This window comes from Staphylococcus gallinarum (genome assembly GCF_000875895.1).
Lineage (GTDB): Bacteria > Bacillota > Bacilli > Staphylococcales > Staphylococcaceae > Staphylococcus > Staphylococcus gallinarum.
Genome location: NZ_JXCF01000001.1, coordinates 141,747 through 159,260 on the forward strand (window position 1 = coordinate 141,747; position 17,514 = coordinate 159,260).

Annotated in this window: 11 protein-coding genes; 6 read left to right on the forward strand and 5 right to left on the reverse strand. The window is 36.7% G+C overall.

Annotated features, from left to right (window positions below):
- Window positions 1-231: 231 nt before the first annotated feature.
- On the reverse strand, window positions 232-1,071 hold the full coding sequence (locus SH09_RS00585; protein ID WP_082039153.1) for a ParB/RepB/Spo0J family partition protein: 840 nt from the start codon (window positions 1,069-1,071) through the stop codon (window positions 232-234).
- Window positions 1,072-1,717: 646 nt separating this feature from the next.
- Between SH09_RS00585 and SH09_RS00590 the strand changes: the two genes are divergently transcribed.
- The 6 genes from SH09_RS00590 to SH09_RS00615 all read left to right on the forward strand — a co-directional run bounded on the left by SH09_RS00590 (window position 1,718) and on the right by SH09_RS00615 (window position 11,042).
- Window positions 1,718-2,821: a PLP-dependent transferase gene (locus SH09_RS00590; protein WP_042737673.1), complete on the forward strand. Its 1,104-nt coding sequence runs from the start codon at window positions 1,718-1,720 to the stop codon at window positions 2,819-2,821.
- The gene (metC, locus tag SH09_RS00595; RefSeq protein WP_042737674.1) at window positions 2,818-3,993 is read left to right on the forward strand and encodes a cystathionine beta-lyase MetC; all 1,176 of its coding nucleotides are present in this window, start codon (window positions 2,818-2,820) and stop codon (window positions 3,991-3,993) included. The genes SH09_RS00590 and metC overlap by 4 nt, the downstream gene beginning before the upstream one ends.
- Window positions 3,947-5,791, forward strand: a complete 1,845-nt coding sequence (locus SH09_RS00600; protein WP_042737675.1) for a bifunctional homocysteine S-methyltransferase/methylenetetrahydrofolate reductase — start codon at window positions 3,947-3,949, stop codon at window positions 5,789-5,791. The genes metC and SH09_RS00600 overlap by 47 nt, the downstream gene beginning before the upstream one ends.
- Window positions 5,785-8,031: a 5-methyltetrahydropteroyltriglutamate--homocysteine S-methyltransferase gene (metE, locus tag SH09_RS00605; RefSeq protein ID WP_126542094.1), complete on the forward strand. Its 2,247-nt coding sequence runs from the start codon at window positions 5,785-5,787 to the stop codon at window positions 8,029-8,031. Before SH09_RS00600 ends, metE begins: the two co-directional genes overlap by 7 nt.
- 24 nt (window positions 8,032-8,055) lie before the next feature.
- On the forward strand, window positions 8,056-8,796 hold the full coding sequence (locus SH09_RS00610) for a cyclase family protein (protein ID WP_042737677.1): 741 nt from the start codon (window positions 8,056-8,058) through the stop codon (window positions 8,794-8,796).
- A 359-nt stretch (window positions 8,797-9,155) separates the two neighbouring features.
- A complete protein-coding gene (locus SH09_RS00615; protein ID WP_232138756.1) occupies window positions 9,156-11,042 on the forward strand; it encodes an assimilatory sulfite reductase (NADPH) flavoprotein subunit in 1,887 nt (628 codons plus the stop codon).
- A 92-nt stretch (window positions 11,043-11,134) separates the two neighbouring features.
- On the opposite strand, the gene SH09_RS00620 is transcribed toward SH09_RS00615, so the two are convergent.
- The 4 genes from SH09_RS00620 to fadD form a co-directional block, all read right to left on the reverse strand.
- Window positions 11,135-12,331 carry a thiolase family protein gene (locus tag SH09_RS00620; RefSeq protein ID WP_042737679.1) on the reverse strand — a complete coding sequence of 399 codons (1,197 nt, stop codon included), beginning with the start codon at window positions 12,329-12,331 and terminating at the stop codon, window positions 11,135-11,137.
- Between the two features lie 41 nt (window positions 12,332-12,372).
- Window positions 12,373-14,631, reverse strand: a complete 2,259-nt coding sequence (fadB, locus tag SH09_RS00625) for a 3-hydroxyacyl-CoA dehydrogenase/crotonase FadB (RefSeq protein WP_042737680.1) — start codon at window positions 14,629-14,631, stop codon at window positions 12,373-12,375.
- Window positions 14,632-14,682: 51 nt separating this feature from the next.
- Window positions 14,683-15,891: an acyl-CoA dehydrogenase FadE gene (gene fadE, locus SH09_RS00630; protein ID WP_042737681.1), complete on the reverse strand. Its 1,209-nt coding sequence runs from the start codon at window positions 15,889-15,891 to the stop codon at window positions 14,683-14,685.
- A gap of 93 nt (window positions 15,892-15,984) precedes the next feature.
- A complete protein-coding gene (gene fadD / locus SH09_RS00635; protein WP_042737682.1) occupies window positions 15,985-17,508 on the reverse strand; it encodes a long-chain-fatty-acid--CoA ligase FadD in 1,524 nt (507 codons plus the stop codon).
- Between the last annotated feature and the right edge of the window lie 6 nt (window positions 17,509-17,514).

Below are 17,514 nucleotides of genomic sequence, written 5' to 3' on the forward strand. Positions count from 1 at the left end.
GACTTTATTAATGATTTTAGTTTTTTGAAAATTTTTATTTTTTATAATGATTCTAATTTGTAAACCAACTCTATTTACATTGATAATACAAAAATACACTTTGGATGTCGGGATATATCGGCAACATTCAAAGTGTATTTATAAATGATAATTTCTTATAGCGCACTCATATTGATTAAGGCGCGCCCAATTTTACATATTTGGAATTAAACGGCAGCGTATATCACATTATTAATCAAGATTGTATTTATCATTTAATTGTCGTATTAAGTTTCTAAATTCTTCTTCTGACTTAAATTCAAATGTGATATGTCCCTTTCTATTACGCGTAGAAATGGCTACTTTGGCACCATATTGTTCCTGTAATTGACGTTCTTGTTGTCGAATAAATTTCGGTTTCGTAATTGAGTCACTTTGTGTAGGTTCTGCTATTTGATTATTAGTCGTTAACGTTTGTACATAGGATTCTAATTCACGGACACTCCATGATTCTTTGATTGCTTGGTTGGCAATTTGTTTCATCCTTGTTGGTTCTTTCACGATTAACAACGTTCTACCATGTGCACCTGAAAGCTTTCCTGCTTTAACCATTTGAGCTATTTCATTAGGTAAGTGTAGTAAACGTAGCATATTAGCAATATATGGGCGCGATTTACTCAAACGGGCTGCCACTTGTTGTTGTGTTAATTTCAAATCAGTCATTAATTTCTTATAACTTTCTGCCTCTTCTATTGCATTTAAGTCTTCTCGTTGCAAATTTTCTATTATGGCAAGTTCCATCATATCTTCATCAGTTAAAGATTTAACGATTGCAGGTATATGAGACATCCCCGCTCGTTGAGAAGCACGAAAACGTCTTTCCCCAACTACAATTGTATAACCGGTTATCGCCTTCCTAACTACGATAGGCTGCAAGACACCATGATTCTTAATCGAACCAGCTAAGTCATCTAGCTTCTCCTCATCAAAGGTCTTTCTCGGTTGATAAGGGTTGGCTTTAATTTCATCAAGCTTTATCTCTTGTATTTCAGCATCCCCCACTAACTGTAATCGTTGATCTTCTACATTCATAATTGCTACACCTCTCCCTCTATAATAACCAGTCTAAAATAAAGTGCCCTATACTTTGTTAATATATTTTCTAGTATAGCATTGCTAATTTATTACTGAATAGAATCACATTATTTTTAGTTAAATCAAAATTTTCTGATAAGTTGTTGACAAATTGAATTCGAGTGTGTAATCTTAGGTATATCAAATTTACAACAGAAACAAACCAAACACAGTAATAAGGAAAGTAAAACTTACACTGCTGACACAGAGAGTCTTTGATACGCTGAAAGAAGACACAGAAAGAAAGTTCGAAAATGGCCTTTGAGTGTTGTTGCCAATATGAGGTTTCAACGGGATCGCCCGTTACAGCGATACAGTATTAACATTTTGTTGAATGGCGTACTGGATTTATCCACACGTCGTATACGTCGTTAATACTCATTTTAATTATTATATATTAAGGTGAGTTTTTTAATGCACTATATGATGACACAATTCAGACGTTAAGTTAAATTAACAAGATGGCGTACTGGATAAGGTTACGTTAGTGATAACGTGACAAATTAAGGTGGTACCGCGAGCTAAGCTTTCGTCCTTTACATCCGATTTATTCGGGTTTAAAGGACGGAGGCTTTTTTTATTTCAAACAAGGAGGTTATCGATTATGAAAAATACTGAACTAGCACAAATTGCATTATCTGAAGATCAAACAGGCGCAATCGCCAATCCAATATATTTATCAACGGCATATCAACATCCACATTTAGGGGCGTCTACAGGTTACGATTACACTCGTACCAAGAACCCAACACGCTCTGCCTTTGAAGAAGCTTTTGCAAAATTAGAACGCGGAACAGCTTCCTTCGCAACTTCAAGTGGTATGGCAGCCATTCAACTGGTTTGTAATTTATTTAAATCAGGTGATGAAATACTAGTCTCATTCGATTTATATGGTGGCACATTTAGACTATTTGATTTTTATGAGAAACAATACGGTATTCGTTTCAAATACGTAGATTTCCTAAATTACGAAGAAGTAAAAGGCCAAATCACTGACAATACTAAAGCCTTATTCATTGAACCAATCTCAAATCCTCAAATGATTAAGATTGACTTAGACCCTTATTACATTTTAGGCAAAGAATATAATCTGTTAACAATTGTAGATAATACATTTTTAACACCTTATCTCTCTACACCTCTCGAAGATGGTGCAGACATCGTATTACATTCAGCCACTAAATATATCGGAGGTCACAATGATGTACTAGCTGGTGTAGTAACAGTTAAAGATGACGCGTTAGCAGAACAATTTGCTGATTTTCACAACATGATTGGCGCTACGCTTGCTCCAATCGATAGCTACTTACTACAGCGCGGATTGAAGACTTTGCACCTCAGAATGGATCGTTCAGAATATAACGCCAAATTACTCGCTGAACGATGTAGTAACTTAGAAGCAATTGACGAAGTGCTTTATAGCGGACAGACGGGTATGCTGAGCTTACGATTAAATAAGAACTTTAAAGCAAATAAATTTTTGGAAAATTTAGAAATTTGTATCTTTGCAGAAAGTCTTGGTGGAACGGAAACCTTTATTACATTCCCTTACACACAAACCCATGTCGATATGCCTGATGAAGAAAAGGATAAACGTGGCATTGATGAGCATCTACTTAGACTATCTATTGGGATTGAAGACTATGACGATATCGAAAGCGATATTATACAAGCATTAGAAAAATCTAAAGAAGGAGTGATTTCATGAGTTTATCAAAAGAAACTGAAGTGATATTCGACGCACATAGAGGGACTGATTATGATTCTGCTAATCCTCCTTTATATGATTCATCAACTTTTCATCAAAAAGTATTAGGTGGCAATGCTACTTATGACTATGCAAGAAGTGGTAATCCTAACAGAGCATTACTCGAAGAAAAGTTAGCCAAACTTGAAGGTGGAGACTATGCCTTTGCTTATGCTTCAGGTATTGCAGCAATTTCTGCAGTGTTATTAACACTCAGCGCAGGTGATCATGTTATTCTACCAGACGATGTATACGGTGGCACATTCCGATTAACTGAACAGATATTAACACGTTATAACATTCAATTTACAACAGTTGACACTACAGAGTTAGAAAGTGTTGAAGCAGCGATTCAAGATAATACCAAATTAATTTATATCGAAACACCGTCTAACCCTTTATTCAAAGTTACAGACATCAAGGGTATTGTTCAAATCGCTCAACAACATGAATTATTAGTCGCAGTAGATAATACGTTTATGACACCACTTGGACAATCACCTCTCTCTTTGGGAGCTGATATTGTGGTACATAGTGCTACTAAATTTTTAGGAGGTCATAGCGACATTATTGCAGGTGTAGCTATCACTAGTAACAAAGAAGTAGCTGACGCTTTATACCTATTACAAAATGGTACAGGAACTGCTCTATCTGCTCAGGATAGTTGGACACTGGCTAAACATTTAAAAACATTACCTGTTCGCTTTAATCAATCTGTATCAAATGCTCAAAAATTATATGACTTTTTAATAGAAAGAACTGAAATCGCAGAAGTCTATTACCCAGGTAATGATTCATTACATTTGGCACAAGCGAGCCATGGTGGCGCAGTACTCGGATTTAGATTAAAAGACGAATCCAAAGCACAAGCATTTGTAGACGCATTAACATTGCCACTCGTTTCAGTTAGTTTGGGCGGCGTCGAAACAATCTTGTCACATCCAGCTACAATGTCACATGCAGCGGTACCACAAGAAGTGCGTGAAGCACGTAATATCACATTTGGCTTGTTTAGATTAAGTGTTGGTTTAGAACAACCAGAAGAATTAATTGCAGATTTAAACTATGCATTTAAGGAGGCTTTCAATGAGTCAATTACTCAAGGCATTACAGAACAATATTCTAGTCGCTGACGGTGCAATCGGAACTATATTTTACTCTGAAGGCCTGGATACTTGCCCAGAAGCGTACAACTTAACATATCCTGAAAAGGTACAACGTATACATCAAAGTTATATTGATGCAGGTGCAGATATCATCCAAACCAATACGTATGGTGCAAACTTTGAAAAGTTAAAGGTCTTTGGGTTAGAGCACAAGGTTAAAGAAATACACCAAGCTGCTGTGCGCATTGCTAAAAATGCAGCAAACGAAGATACATTTATTCTCGGTACTGTAGGTGGATTTAGAGGTATTAAACAAGAGGATTTAGAACTGACCGCAATTCAGTATCACACAGAAATACAAGTAGATACTTTAATAGAAGAAGGTGTCGATGGCTTACTCTTCGAAACCTATTACGATTTAGATGAATTAACTAACATTATTACCGCTACTAAACGTAAATACAATATCCCTATTATCGCTCAACTCACAGCGCTAAATACTAATTATTTGCGAGATGGAACTGAAATTAATGAAGCTTTAAAGACATTGATAGCTAGCGGGGCAGATATTGTCGGCTTAAATTGTCATCACGGTCCACATCATATGAAGGAATCATTTTCTCATATAGAATTACCTGATGATGCTTATCTATCATGCTATCCTAATGCTAGCCTATTAGACATAGATAACAGTGAATTTAAGTATAGTGATAATGCAGTATATTTCGGCAAAGTAGCACAACAACTCATCAGTGAAGGTGTTCGTTTAATTGGTGGATGTTGTGGCACAACACCAGAACATATCAAATTTATTAAATCATCTGTAGCTGAACTGTCACCCATTACAGACAAAAATGTAATTCCAATCACTAAAAAAGTAAAAAAACAAAGTAATCAATCGACAATTAAACAAAATCTTACAGATAAAGTCAAAGCACGACCTACTGTTATTGTTGAATTAGATACACCAAAGCATTTAGACACAGATAAATTTTTCAGAAATATCAAAAAACTTGACGAGGCTGATATTGATGCAGTCACACTTGCCGACAATTCACTCGCTACCGTTCGTGTTAGTAATATTGCGGCAGCAAGTATTATCAAGCAACAATATGATATCGAGCCACTCGTTCATATCACATGTCGAGATAGAAACCTTATCGGTTTACAGTCACATTTACTCGGACTATCACTCATTGGCGTTAATGAAATTTTAACGATTACTGGTGATCCATCAAAAATTGGGCACTTGCCAGGTGCGTCCAATGTATATGATGTAAACTCCAAAGGTTTAACTGAAATTGCATTACGCTTTAACCAAGGTATCAATACTGATGGTGATGCGCTGAAGGTCAATACCAACTTCAACATCGCCGGTGCGTTTGATCCGAATGTAAGAAAGTTAGATGGTGCAGTACGACGGTTAGAAAGAAAGTTAGAAAGTGGGATGAATTACTTCATCACCCAACCCGTCTACAGTGCTGAAAAAATCAAAGAAGTATATGAAGCAACTAAACATTTAGACGCTCCGTTTTTTATCGGCATCATGCCTGTAACAAGTTATAAGAATGCCTTGTTTTTACATAATGAGGTGCCAGGTATCAAATTATCTGAAGAAATACTCAGTCAATTTGAAGCCGTAAAAGACGATAAAGAAAAAACAAAAGCTTTAAGCTTGAAACTTTCAAAGGAATTAATCGATACCGTTCATCAATATTTTAATGGTCTATATTTAATCACACCATTCCAAAGCGTCGATTATACACTTGAACTTGCATCATATTCAAAAACGATTACTTCAAATAAACAGGAGGCAATATTATGACAATTCAAACATCAAATTTAGGTTTTCCAAGATTAGGTAGAAAGAGAGAATGGAAAAAAGCGATCGAAGGATACTGGTCAAAGAAAGTAGACTTAGACACATTACACCAACAATTAACTGATTTACACAAAGAAAACTTATTACTACAAAAGAACTATAATTTATCAAGTATTCCAGTTGGTGACTTCTCACTTTACGACCACATTCTTGATACATCTTTATTATTTAACATTATTCCTGAGCGTTTCCAAGGTAGAGATGTTAATGATGATTTATTATTCGATATTGCTCGTGGTAACAAAGAACATGTTGCAAGCGCATTGATTAAATGGTTTAACACAAACTATCACTATATCGTACCTGAATGGGATAATGTAGAACCAAAATTAAACAATAACGTTTTGTTGGAACGCTTTAAATATGCACAATCTTTAAATGTTAATGCACACCCAGTTATCGTTGGCCCAATCACTTTTGTAAAATTATCAAAAGGCGGCAACCAAACTTTTGAAGAAAAAGTAAACACATTACTTCCATTATATAAAGAAGTATTGCAATCACTTGCTGATGCAGGTGCTGAATACATCCAAGTTGATGAACCAGCATTAGTTGAAGATGATAGTGCCGATTATGAAGACATCACTGCTGCAGCGTATAAGTATTTTGCTGATGCAGGACTAGAAGATAAACTAGTCATCCAAACATACTTCGAACGCGTAAATTTAAAATTCTTAAACAGTCTACCGGTTAAAGGTTTAGGTTTAGACTTCGTTCACGATCGTAACTTCAACCTTGAGCAAATTAAAGCTGGCGATTTAGATCGTTCTAAGACACTTTATGCTGGTATCATCGATGGCCGTAATGTTTGGGCAACTGATATCGAAGCAAAGAAAGAATTAATCGAAACATTACAATCATATACAGATGATCTTGTCATTCAACCGTCATCTTCTTTATTACACGTTCCAGTATCGTTAGATGATGAAACATTAGACGATTCAATCGCTGAAGGCTTAAGCTTTGCAACTGAAAAGTTAGACGAACTTGATGCATTACGAAGATTGTTTAATGATAACGATGATGCTAAATATAATGAGTTAAAAGCAAGCTATGAACGTTTCCAAAACCAATCATTCAAAAACCTTGAATATGACTTTGAAAGTGTACCAACATCTCGTAAATCAGTATTTGCTGAGCGTAAAAAAGCACAAGATGCACGCTTAAACTTACCAGATTTACCAACAACAACAATTGGTTCATTCCCTCAATCACAAGAAGTACGTAAACAACGTGCAGATTGGAAAAATAACCGTATCACAGACGAAGCATACAAAACATTCTTAGATAATGAGATTGCTCGTTGGATTAAGATTCAAGAAGATATCGGTTTAGATGTATTAGTACACGGTGAGTTCGAACGTAATGACATGGTAGAATTCTTCGGTGAGAAATTACAAGGTTTCTTAGTTACTAAATTCGGTTGGGTTCAATCATACGGTTCACGTGCTGTTAAGCCACCAATCATCTATGGAGATGTTAAATGGACTGAACCATTAACTGTGAAAGAAACTTTATACGCACAAAGTTTAACAGACAAACCTGTCAAAGGTATGTTAACTGGTCCAGTTACAATCTTAAACTGGTCATTCGAACGTGTAGATTTACCTCGTGAAGAAGTTCAAGACCAAATCGCACTTGCGATCAATGAAGAAGTACTTGCTTTAGAAGAAGCTGGTATCCAAATCATCCAAGTAGATGAGCCGGCATTACGTGAAGGTTTACCATTACGTTCAGAATATCATGCAGACTATTTAGATAAAGCTGTACGTTCATTCAAACTTTCAACTTCTTCAGTGTCTGATGAAACACAAATCCATACGCATATGTGTTATTCTCAATTTGGACAAATCATTCACGCAATCTATGATTTAGATGCAGATGTAATCTCAATCGAAACTTCACGTAGCCATGGTGATTTAATCCAAGACTTTGAAGACATTACGTATGACTTAGGTATTGGCCTTGGTGTCTATGATATTCACAGTCCACGTATTCCAACTGAAGAAGAAATCACGACTGCGATCGACCGTGCTTTACAAGAAATCGACCGTTCACTATTCTGGGTTAACCCTGACTGTGGTCTAAAAACACGTAAAGAAGACGAAGTTGTCGAAGCATTAACTGTATTAGTTAATTCAGTTGATAAATTACGTAAAACAACAAATTCAGCAACAGTTTAATAAATCTTATTGTAGGTGATTCTTATGAGCTATCCTTTGTGGAAACAGTTAGAACAACTTAAGACATTAACGTGGGTCGACTTGACCCACGCCTTTGATGAAACAATCCCATGTTTCAGTGAATTTGAACGTGCTAAAGTATCTACTTTGTTCAATGTACAAGACGATGGATTTTACGTTCAAAATTGGAACCTCGTTACACAGTATGGTACACATATTGATGCGCCAATACATTTTGTAGAAAATACCAGATATTTACATGAAATTGAACTTACAGAACTCGCACTTCCACTCATTGTGTTAGACTTCTCGGATGAAGTTGCGAAAGACGCTGATTTCATTTTAACGCAAAATCATATCGCACAGTGGGAAGCTGAACATGGCAAAATTGAGCCTGGCACATTCGTTGCTTTACGTAGCGATTGGTCAAAACGTTGGCCAGACATTGAACGTTTCGAAAATAGAGATACTGAAGGAAATCTCCATTTACCCGGTTGGGGGTTGGACGCCTTACAATTCTTATTTGAAGCAAGGCATATCAAAGCGATTGGTCATGAAACCTTTGACACTGACGCCTCAGTAGATGTAGCCAAAAATGGTGATATTGTCGGCGAACGTTACGTCTTATCTCAAGACACCTACCAAATTGAGCTGTTAACAAATTTAGATCAATTACCAACACGCGGCGCAATCATTTATACGATTAGCCCGAAACCAAATGACGCACCAGGATTTCCTGTTCGTGCATTTGCAATCAAACCTTAAATTAATCAATTAACACTAAAATCTAGCCATTATAAATGATAGTTATAAAAAATTGAGCCCTTTTTATAACTATCATTCTCCTTTCTATAAATATAAACAATAACCCCAAATCGATTCTATCCCTTGGAATGATTTGGGGTTAACTTGTATCATAAGAATGTAAGATATTATTGACGATATCTACTAAGGTTACAGTTTCGCAACAAAAATCAAACTTTTAGTATTTATTGATAATACAAAATAACAAAAGTCTCTACAAATAATTAATAAAACTATAAAATAATGTTATAATTTTTATAAATTTCATATAAAAATAGTATGTATGTGGAATTTTTGTACTTTATACATTTAAGAACGAGGTGACATTTTTGCAACTCAATCAATCAAATACTCCTTTTGATACGAATCAATTGGATCTCATAAATCAGTTACTGCCCATGCTCTCTTCCGAACAAAAGCATTGGTTAAGTGGCTATCTTATCAACTCATCCGTAGAGGATTACACTTCAGAAACTGACACTACGTCTACGGCATCTTCTGCATCTACTACGTCTTCAACTTCTAGCGCATCACCAGTTGAACCAGTAGCTACCGAAGATACTCAAACTGTAACAGAGCCTTTAGATGTTCATATTCTATTTGGTACTGAAACAGGTAATGCCGAAGAGGTTTCAGAACAGTTTGAAACAACATTAAAATCTCATAACTTTAATGTACATTTGTGGGATATGGATGACTTTCCAAAGGATAAACTTACAACCGTAGGCTATGTATTTATAATTTGTTCGACCCAAGGTGTTGGTGAACCACCAATAAATGCCATTGATTTATATGAGTATTTACACGGTGATACAGCACCACGTTTAGAATCATTAAATTATTCAGTATTAGCATTGGGGGATCAAGATTTCCCTGACTTTTGCCAAGCTGGAAAAGACTTTGATCATATACTCGAACAATTAGGTGCCAACCGTATCGCAGAACGAGTGGATTGCGACTTCGATTTTGAAGAAACATCAGAACAATGGATGGCAGATATGGTCGAACTATTATCTGCTCGTGCACCCGATAAAGTTAAAGAAACAGCTACTGCTGAAGAAGTAACGCTAGAGACACATGAGGAGGGTTATTCTAAGGACCAACCTTATGAAGCTAAAGTTATTGATAATACTGTATTGACTGCACCAGAGGCAACGAGAGAAGTAAGACATTTATCTTTATCTTTAGCAGGTTATGGCGAATCTTATGAACCAGGCGACAGTTTAGTAATTATTCCTGAAAATGCACCATCATTAGTCAACAAACTGATACACGTCTTAGGATGGGAAGCAGATACGACAGTTCAAATAGGCAAAGACGCTGAAACCATTACTGTCAAAGAAGCATTCACAAAGCATTTTGAAATTTCAAAACTAAGTCCGTCACTCATTAAACAAGCAGCAGATGTATTTAAAAACCCAATGCTGAGAGCAAATGCTCAAAAAGATACTTGGATAACTAACTATATTTATGGTAGAGATTTAATAGATCTGGTCACAGATTTCTCACCTTATAGCATAGAACCTCAAACATTGATTGATATTTTGAGAAAGTTACCGCCAAGAGAGTATTCTATTGCAAGCAGCAATAAAGTAAATGCAGATAGCGTGCATCTTACAGTACGCGTCGTACGTTATGATGCCTATCACCGTGAACGTCTTGGCGTATGCTCAGGACAACTTGCAGAACGTACCCCAATTGGGGATAGCTTACCTGTATATTTAAAGAAAAATCCAAACTTTAAATTCTCATATGACAATAACACGGCAACAATTATGATTGGTGCCGGCACTGGTATTGCTCCATATCGTGCTTATTTACAAGAACGCGAATACTTAGGATTAGCTGGCAATCAATGGTTAATCTTTGGAAATCAAAATTATAGTACTGATTACCTCTATCAAACAGACCTAGAACGCTGGTTAAATGATGGCGTATTGAGTAAATTAGATTTAGCATTTTCTAGAGATACAGAAAATAAAATCTACGTACAACATCGAATTGAAGAAAATGGTGCTGAATTTTATCGTTGGCTTGAAGACGGCGCAACAATCTATCTTTGTGGTGATAAAGAGGATATGGCTAAAGGCGTACATCAATCACTTGTTAATGTAGTAATGCAACACGGTGGCTATGATGAAACTGCAGCAGAACATTATTTAACAGAACTTATCAAAGCTCAACGTTACCAACGTGATGTATATTAATAAAGATTAAAAAGCAGTGTAAAATATACACTGCTTTTTAATATGACTCATTATTTCCGCTCATATCAAAGATTTAATTACATTATCAAAATTTAGCTACGTTTACCTACATATTCAAATATACCTGCTGCGCCCATACCAACACCGATACACATTGTTACCATACCGTATTGAGTATCTGGACGTTTCTTCATTTCTGATAATAGTCGCCCTACTAACATGGCACCTGTTGCACCTAACGGATGGCCTAAAGCAATCGCCCCGCCATTTACATTTGTCTTCTCAATATCTAATCCAACCTCACGGATAGATGCTAATGTTTGTGAGGCAAAGGCTTCATTGAGTTCCACTAAATCAATATCTCCCACTTCAAGATTCGTTAACTTCAAGACTTCTGGAATTGCATATGCTGGACCTATGCCCATCAATTTAGGATCGACACCTACCGCTTTAAATCCTACGAAGCGTGCAATCGGCTCGACACCTAATTCTTTTACTTTATCACCAGACATCACAACTACGAATCCTGTACCATCTGTCAATGGTGCAGATGAACCTGCCGTCACTGTGCCGTCAGCTTTAAATACGGTTGGCAATTTAGCTAAAGATTCAGCATTTGTGTCTGGTCTAATCAATTCATCTTCTTTTAGCACAGCCTTGGAAACTACTGGACCATTCACATCATATGTCACCTTATTTACTTCTATCGGAATAATTTCATCATCAAATTTGCCTGCATCTTGCGCTTGTTTGGCACGCTGATGACTTTGTACTGCGTAGGCATCTTGATCTTCACGAGAGACTTTATAAGTTTCTGCTACATTTTCAGCCGTTAATCCCATCGGATGAGATACTCCTGAATCTTGATCTTGTAAAATAGGGTTATTCGTCGGTTCATTACCTCCCATTGGCACTGCACTCATCAATTCGACACCACCTGCAACAATGACATCGGCTTGTTCCGCAATAATTTGATTAGCTGCAAGTGCCACTGTTTGCAATCCTGAAGAACAGTATCGATTGACCGTTTGTCCAGGTACCTCTTGTGGTAAGCCGGCTAATAGTGCAATCGTTCTTGCAATATTTTGTCCTTGTAGACCTTCTGGGAACGAGTTACCTACGATAACGTCTTCCACCATGCCTGGCTCAAACTTACCTCCAACACGTTCTAATACACCTTTCAATACCTTTGCTGCTACTTCATCAGGTCTTTCGTGTGCCATCGCACCGCCTAACTTTGCTTTACCTGCTGCCGAACGTCCATACGCTACAATATATGCATCTCGCATTTAAGATCATCCTTTCTGTTATCTATAAAATGACTTCTAAATTAATTACGTAACGGTTTACCTTTTTTCAACATATGTGAAATTCTGTCATACGTTTTTTGATTCTTGAGTAATGTTAAAAAGCGTTCTTTTTCCAATTTTTGTAGATAACGTTGATTGATATATGTGTTTCTTGGAACATCTCCACCAGCTAACACCTCTGCCACTTTAAGCGTAATCTCATAATCATAATCACTGATAAAATGACCCAAACGCTGTGCATCTAACTGTCCTTCTGCCAATGCTTTAAAGTCTCTGCCAAGTGCAATATATTGTCCTTTTGTCTTAGGTACATAATTTGTTTCCGCTTCATATTGTGCTCTTTTCAAAGCAATTTCAACACGCTTTTCAGTGTTAAATATGACTGTATCTGTTTCTCTTAAATAACCATAGCGAATCGCTTCATATGCATTTGTGGATACTTTAGCTAAACCAATATTCATTAATACCTTGGTAATAGCTTGTTGTTTGTCATCATGTTTATGGTTTCCACGTAAGATTCTATCTGACAATTCTGCAAGTCCACCACCAGCCGGCAATAAACCTACACCTGTCTCAACCAAGCCGATATATGATTCGCTAGAAGCTACTACTATTGGTGAATGTAGCACTAATTCACAACCACCGCCTAGCGCTCTACCTTGAACAGCTGTAACAACAGGTTTCAAAGCGTATTTCAATCTACTGAAACTATAGTGTAAATTATCGACACCTTCGCCTATATCTCGATCGACTGTGCCTTCTTCATGGGCTTTCATCATTAATTTCAAGTTAGCACCTACACTAAAGTTATTGCCATCTGCATAAATTACCATGCTTGAATAGTCTTCATTTTCAAGTAAATCTATCGCTGCAGCTAAATCTTTAACGAAATCATCAGACACTACATTATTGACACTTTGTAATTTTAATAATAATTGATTACCATGAACTACGGATAATTTAGAATCAGAGTGGTCCCATATATCCTTATCTATATACTCTGTTACCGAAGTTGTACGTTGAATTGTCTCTCCTTCTTCATAAAATGGCTCATTACGTTGCTCTACCCAATCAGGTAATTTACCCAATTCTTGTTTCATTCTAGATTTCACACGTTCAAAGCCAATCATATCCCATAATTGGAATGGACCTTGCTTCCAGTTAAATCCCCAGACAATTGCACGATCAACATCTTTATAATCGGCTGCAGCTTTCGGCACATTTAATGCAGCATAGTAGAAGTTATTTCTTAATGTTTCCCATAAAAACACACCTGCATCGTCCTGTGCATTAAAGATAATATCTAAATTGTGCGCTAAATCTTTACCAAACTCATTTAAGATAGGTTGTTGTGGTGGCGTAGGCTCAACATACGTACCACTTTCATAGTCGTACACTAAGCGTCGTTTTCCTTCCTTTTTATAAAAGCCTTGTTTCGTCTTATTACCAAGCGCACCATTTTCATATAATTTATCAGCAATTTTTGTATCATGGAAATACGGTTGTTCTTCTGGGACTTTTTGCAAGCCACCGATGACTGCTTTAGCAATATCTAGACCTACTAAGTCTGACAAACCGTATGTCCCCATCTTAGGACGACCAATACTCTTGCCAGTCAACGCATCGACTTCAGTAATTGATAAGCCACTAGATTCTGCTCTATACATAATATCGTTCATCGTTTGTGTACCCACACGGTTCGCAACAAATCCAGGTACATCATTTGCGACCACGACACCCTTACCTAATACATCCTCAGCAAATTCTTGTACTTGATCAATATATTCTTGTGCAGTATTTGCGTTCGGAATAATTTCTACCAATTTCATAATGCGTGGTGGATTGAAGAAATGCATACCAAAGAATCTTTGCTTATCTTCTTGATCAAAAGCTTGTGCAATAGCTTCAATTGGAATACCCGAAGTATTTGTAGCAAACAAAGCATCCGATTGTGCTACTGATTTCACTTTAGCCCATATCTGATGTTTGATTTCTAATTCTTCTTTTACCGCTTCAATATAAATATCCGCATCTTCATCTTCCGTTAAATCATCGTTGAAATTTCCATATGATAGATTAGATGCAAAATCCAAGTCAAACAACAATGGACGTTTCGGATTGGTAATTGTTTCATATGCTTTTTTAGAAATTTTATTTGGTTCTTGTTCATCAATCACGATATCTAGTATCTTTACTTTCAGACCTGCATTTACAAGTAATGCAGCGATTTGACTTCCCATCGTGCCTGCACCTAATACGACTGCTTTTCTTATCGTCATACTAAACCCTCCAAATATATTAATTTTGCATTTTCGTGACCATACACTTACTTATATAAAAGCTGAATCTCCAGTAATAGCACGACCTATAACAAGCGCATTGACTTCATGCGTACCTTCATATGTGTATATCGCTTCTGCATCAGCAAAGAAACGTGCAATATCATACTCACCTGCTAAGATACCATTACCACCATGAACACCTCTGCCCATAGCAACTGTTTCTCGTAATCTCAATGAATTCATCATCTTAGCAGTAGAAGTCGCTACTTCATCATATTCACCATTCGCTTGCATACGTGCAAGTTGGGCGCATGTCGCCATTGCTTGTGCAAGATTACCTTGCATCATTGCTAACTTCTCTTGAATCAATTGAAACTTGCTAATTTCTTTACCAAACTGTTTACGTTTTGTCACATAATCTGTCGTTGCCTTTAATGCACCAGCCATTGCCCCCGTCGCCATATATGCTACACCAGCACGCGTTGAATATAATACTTTCGCAATATCTTTAAATCCGTTGATGTTCTGTAATCTATTCTCCTCTTTAACTACAACATTTTTAAAGCGAATTCGCGCATTGGGAACGATGCGAAGCGCAATTTTATGCTCGAGTATTTCTATTTCCACACCATCTTGCTTTGGTTCTATAATAAATCCTTTAGGTTTCCCTGTATCAACATCTACAGCATAGACTGGCATCACATCAGCAACATTCGCACCACCAATCCATTTCTTCTCACCATTGATAATCCATTCATCACCTTGGCGTTTAGCGGTCGTTTCGAGACCACCAGCAACGTCTGAACCATGTTCAGGTTCAGTGAGTGCAAAGCAAGTTCGCAATTCATGTGATTGTAATTTAGGTAAATAATAAGCTTGTTGTTCTTTACTGCCACCAAACCAAAATGAATTATGCCCTAAACCTTGATGCACGCCGAGTAATGTCGCTAATGACACATCAAATCTAGCGATTGTATATGACATAAAGAATTGGAATAACTGACTTGGTGTGTGAGCACCCTCACGTCCTTCAAACAATAGCGGATTGTTAAAGTAATTTAATTTCCCTAATTCTTCAAAGTAGCCCTCAGGCTCGGTTGCATTTAACCAATGCTCATTTACTGAATCACGATACTTTTCTTCTAACATGTCATTGAGTTGCTTTAATAATTTAACTTCTCCTTCTGTTAAATCTTTCGCCACACTTAATATATCTTCTGGATATAACGCTTTAATTACTTCTTCTTTTGTAGTCATAATTAGGACCCCCATCCTTATTGTTTAAATGATGATAGCGCTTACATAATTGCACAAAATTTTTTATTTAATATTGTTAGTATGATGTAATGGTTAAATCTCGTCTGCATGTGCTTTACCATCTTGTGCTTTTTGATTCATTAGCTTTTGTAATTCTAACTTATCTGGTTTAGAAGTTGAATTCAGTGGCATGTGTGTTACTTTTAAATACATACGTGGTACTTTATAGCCAGCTAACTTTTCACGCATGTGCTCATCTAATTTCTGTTCAAAGTCTGGATCATCCTCTGTTAATACAACTGCTGCTGCCACAGATTCGCCATATTTTGGACTATCAAAGCTTAACACAACACCTTGTGCTACTAATGGGTGCGTCGTGAGAACCGCTTCTACTTCTGAAGGTAGAACATTTTCTCCACCTGTTATAATCATTTCTTTACGACGGTCTACTATAAAAACATCGCCATCCTCATCTACTCTAGCTAAATCCCCTGTTAAAAAATACCCATCAACAAATGCTTTTTCAGTCTCCTCGGGTTTATTCCAATAACCTGGCGTTACATTTTTACCTCTTACTGCCAATTCTCCAATTTCACCTGCTAATACATCCTCATGATTATCATCTAAGACACGGATATCAACAAACATAATTGGTTTACCTATACTACCAGGTTTATTAATGCTATTTTCAGGTGTATTAACCATTACTAATGGGGCCTCTGTCAGACCATAACCATTAATAATATGATGACCCATTCCCGTGAATTTTTGTTGAACTCCGGCAAGAGGTGCGGATCCACCCTGCACTAAGAACTCAACCTCTTTAAAGTTGTCTATGTTAAAGTTTTTCGAAACGAGCATAGCATAATACATAGTCGGTATTAAAATTAAATAATTCGGCTTATGTTCAGTCATCAAATCATTTAAATCTTCACCATTAAAGTAACGCTGCAGTACTGCCGTTCCCCCTGCCATCAACAATGGCAATATCAAATCATTGAAACCTAATACATGGAACATTGGCGTGGCGATAATCGTTTTATATGTCGCATTAATCTTATAAGTTAGAACTGTGTTAATCAGATTATTGATCAGTGAATCATATGAGAACATCACACCTTTTGGCAATCCAGTCGTACCACTTGTATACATCAATATAGCTAATGTATCACCATCAATAGCTACTGACTCAAATGGTTTATGATTCGTTGGATCGACAATCTCATCATATTCAGCAGAGTCAACATCCATATATAACAAATCATCTGCCATACCTTGTAATGTTGATAGATGCTTTGCTGCATAAAATATGTGTTTCACATTAGAATCTGAAATGACATTTTCTATTTCCTTTGGCTTAAGTCTCCAATTTATCGGTAAATATACAGCGCCTAATTTTGTTGTAGCAAATAACAAGTCGAGCAATGAAACATCATTTGGTGCGAAAATACCGACGACATCCCCTTGTTGGACCCCTGCTTCTTGTAAATGTGTCGCTAAATTTTCTGCTCGTTTATTCAAATCTTGATAAGACCACGATGTGCCTTTAAACGGATCGATCACTGCTGGTTTGACTTCATCATATGCTGCTCTCGTTTTAATCCAGTCGTAATTCATATTCTT